We start from the raw sequence: 3,206 nt of genomic DNA, 5'->3' as shown, positions 1-3,206 counted from the left end.
AACACAGTGGACGCGAGCAACTGAGGACAAGCCCTCGGCCTATTAGTACCGGTCACCTCCACACGTTACCGTGCTTCCAGATCCGGCCTATCAACCCAGTCGTCTACTGGGAGCCTTACCCCATCAAGTGGGTGGGAGTCCTCATCTCGAAGCAGGCTTCCCGCTTAGATGCTTTCAGCGGTTATCCCTCCCGAACGTAGCCAACCAGCCATGCCCTTGGCAGGACAACTGGCACACCAGAGGTTCGTCCGTCCCGGTCCTCTCGTACTAGGGACAGCCCTTCTCAAGACTCCTACGCGCACAGCGGATAGGGACCGAACTGTCTCACGACGTTCTAAACCCAGCTCGCGTACCGCTTTAATGGGCGAACAGCCCAACCCTTGGGACCGACTCCAGCCCCAGGATGCGACGAGCCGACATCGAGGTGCCAAACCATCCCGTCGATATGGACTCTTGGGGAAGATCAGCCTGTTATCCCCGGGGTACCTTTTATCCGTTGAGCGACGGCGCTTCCACAAGCCACCGCCGGATCACTAGTCCCGACTTTCGTCCCTGCTCGACCCGTCGGTCTCACAGTCAAGCTCCCTTGTGCACTTACACTCAACACCTGATTGCCAACCAGGCTGAGGGAACCTTTGGGCGCCTCCGTTACTCTTTAGGAGGCAACCGCCCCAGTTAAACTACCCATCAGACACTGTCCCTGATCCGGATCACGGACCCAGGTTAGACATCCAGCACGACCAGACTGGTATTTCAACGACGACTCCACCTGAACTGGCGTCCAGGCTTCACAGTCTCCCAGCTATCCTACACAAGCCGAACCGAACACCAATATCAAACTGTAGTAAAGGTCCCGGGGTCTTTCCGTCCTGCTGCGCGAAACGAGCATCTTTACTCGTAGTGCAATTTCACCGGGCCTATGGTTGAGACAGTCGAGAAGTCGTTACGCCATTCGTGCAGGTCGGAACTTACCCGACAAGGAATTTCGCTACCTTAGGATGGTTATAGTTACCACCGCCGTTTACTGGCGCTTAAGTTCTCAGCTTCGCCCGACCGAAGTCGGACTAACCGGTCCCCTTAACGTTCCAGCACCGGGCAGGCGTCAGTCCGTATACATCGCCTTACGGCTTCGCACGGACCTGTGTTTTTAGTAAACAGTCGCTTCTCGCTGGTCTCTGCGGCCACACCCAGCTCAGAGCGCGAAGCTCATCACCGGACATGGCCCCCCTTCTCCCGAAGTTACGGGGGCATTTTGCCGAGTTCCTTAACCATAGTTCACCCGAACGCCTCGGTATTCTCTACCTGACCACCTGAGTCGGTTTAGGGTACGGGCCGCCATGAAACTCGCTAGAGGCTTTTCTCGGCAGCATAGGATCATCCACTTCACCACAATCGGCTCGGCATCAGGTCTCAGACACAAGGTGTGCGGATTTGCCTGCACACCGTCCTACACCCTTACCCCGGGACAACCACCGCCCGGGATGGACTACCTTCCTGCGTCACCCCATCACTCACCTACTACCAGCTCGGGTCACCGGCTCCACCACTCCGACCTCGTCCGAAGACTCGGCCGGCGGCTTCACGGGCTTAGCATCACTGGATTCGATGTTTGACGCTTCACAGCGGGTACCGGAATATCAACCGGTTATCCATCGACTACGCCTGTCGGCCTCGCCTTAGGTCCCGACTTACCCTGGGCAGATCAGCTTGACCCAGGAACCCTTAGTCAATCGGCGCACACGTTTCTCACGTGTGAATCGCTACTCATGCCTGCATTCTCACTCGTCAACCGTCCACAACTCGCTTCCGCGGCTGCTTCACCCGGCAGACGACGCTCCCCTACCCATCACAACACCCGTTGGGGCTATACGCTGCAATGACACGACTTCGGCGGTACGCTTGAGCCCCGCTACATTGTCGGCGCGGAATCACTAGACCAGTGAGCTATTACGCACTCTTTCAAGGGTGGCTGCTTCTAAGCCAACCTCCTGGTTGTCTGTGCGACTCCACATCCTTTCCCACTTAGCGTACGCTTAGGGGCCTTAGTCGATGCTCTGGGCTGTTTCCCTCTCGACCATGGAGCTTATCCCCCACAGTCTCACTGCCGCGCTCTCACTTACCGGCATTCGGAGTTTGGCTAAGGTCAGTAACCCGGTAGGGCCCATCGCCTATCCAGTGCTCTACCTCCGGCAAGAAACACACGACGCTGCACCTAAATGCATTTCGGGGAGAACCAGCTATCACGGAGTTTGATTGGCCTTTCACCCCTAACCACAGGTCATCCCCCAGGTTTTCAACCCTGGTGGGTTCGGTCCTCCACGAAGTCTTACCTCCGCTTCAACCTGCCCATGGCTAGATCACTCCGCTTCGGGTCTTGAGCGCGCTACTAGATCGCCCTATTCGGACTCGCTTTCGCTACGGCTTCCCCACACGGGTTAACCTCGCAACACACCGCAAACTCGCAGGCTCATTCTTCAAAAGGCACGCAGTCACGAGAACAAAGACAAGTCTTCATTCCGACGCTCCCACGGCTTGTAGGCACACGGTTTCAGGTACTATTTCACTCCCCTCCCGGGGTACTTTTCACCATTCCCTCACGGTACTATCCGCTATCGGTCACCAGGGAATATTTAGGCTTAGCGGGTGGTCCCGCCAGATTCACACGGGATTTCTCGGGCCCCGTGCTACTTGGGTGTCTCTCAAACGAGCCGTTGACGTTTCGACTACGGGGGTCTTACCCTCTACGCCGGACCTTTCGCATGTCCTTCGCCTACATCAACGGTTTCTGACTCGTCTCACGGCCGGCAGACCATGAAAGAGAGATCCCACAACCCCGTATGCGCAACCCCTGCCGGGTCTCACACGCATACGGTTTAGCCTCATCCGGTTTCGCTCGCCACTACTCCCGGAATCACGGTTGTTTTCTCTTCCTGCGGGTACTGAGATGTTTCACTTCCCCGCGTTCCCTCCACTTGCCCTATGTGTTCAGGCAAGGGTGACAGCCCATGACGACTGCCGGGTTTCCCCATTCGGAAACCCCCGGATCAAAGCCTGGTTGACGACTCCCCGGGGACTATCGTGGCCTCCCACGTCCTTCATCGGTTCCTGGTACCAAGGCATCCACCGTGCGCCCTTAAAAACTTGGCCACAGATGCTCGCGTCCACTGTGCAGTTCTCAAACAACGACCAACCACCCATCACCCCCG

The 3,206-nt window shown here is 57.1% G+C and carries 1 rRNA gene; it reads right to left on the bottom strand.

Going from position 1 to position 3,206, the window contains the following annotated elements:
- Positions 1 to 22: 22 nt before the first annotated feature.
- A 23S ribosomal RNA gene (locus tag ACFRAC_RS36465) occupies positions 23 to 3,147 on the bottom strand.
- Positions 3,148 to 3,206 lie beyond the last annotated feature (59 nt).

Source organism: Streptomyces sp. NPDC056628 (genome assembly GCF_042792555.1).
In the GTDB taxonomy this organism is placed as follows: Bacteria; Actinomycetota; Actinomycetes; order Streptomycetales; family Streptomycetaceae; genus Streptomyces.
This window is presented reverse-complemented; position numbering and strand designations above follow the sequence as displayed.